Here is a 399-nt window from a genome sequence, read left to right as displayed (position 1 = left end):
ACGCCAGGCTCAGCGCGATCGACGCCAGCAGCACGACGGCGGACGCCACCGCGGCGGGCACGTCGCGACCGGCGCGGCCGTGGTCCTTCTGGGCTGGGGACGGTGCCGGCGGACCGGCAGCCTCGGTCATCTGCTCAGACCTCGAGAAGCTCGGCTTCCTTGTGCTTGAGCAGGTCGTCGATCTTGTCGGTGTGGGTCTTGGTCATGCCGTCGAGGCGCTTCTCGGCCCCGGCGACGTCGTCCTTGCCCGCCTCGCCGTCCTTCTCGAGCTTCTCCAGCCCCTGCTTGGCCGTGCGGCGCAGGTTGCGGATGGCGACCCGGCCGTCCTCGGCCTTGTTCCGCGCGACCTTGATGTACTCCTTGCGCCGCTCCTCGGTGAGCTCGGGGAACACGCAGCGC

The 399-nt window shown here is 70.4% G+C and carries 1 protein-coding gene; it reads right to left on the bottom strand.

What is annotated here, in order from left to right; all coding sequences use genetic code 11:
* Window positions 1-134: 134 nt before the first annotated feature.
* Window positions 135-399 (bottom strand): ribosome-recycling factor (locus tag K9U41_RS23615; RefSeq protein ID WP_282643249.1); only part of this gene is annotated, 265 nt, incomplete at its 5' end.

The sequence above is a fragment of the Xanthobacter autotrophicus genome (assembly GCF_029991245.1).
GTDB lineage: Bacteria > Pseudomonadota > Alphaproteobacteria > Rhizobiales > Xanthobacteraceae > Xanthobacter > Xanthobacter autotrophicus_C.
The sequence above is the reverse complement of the archived record's forward strand: the minus strand, read 5'-3'. Positions and strand labels throughout refer to the sequence as shown.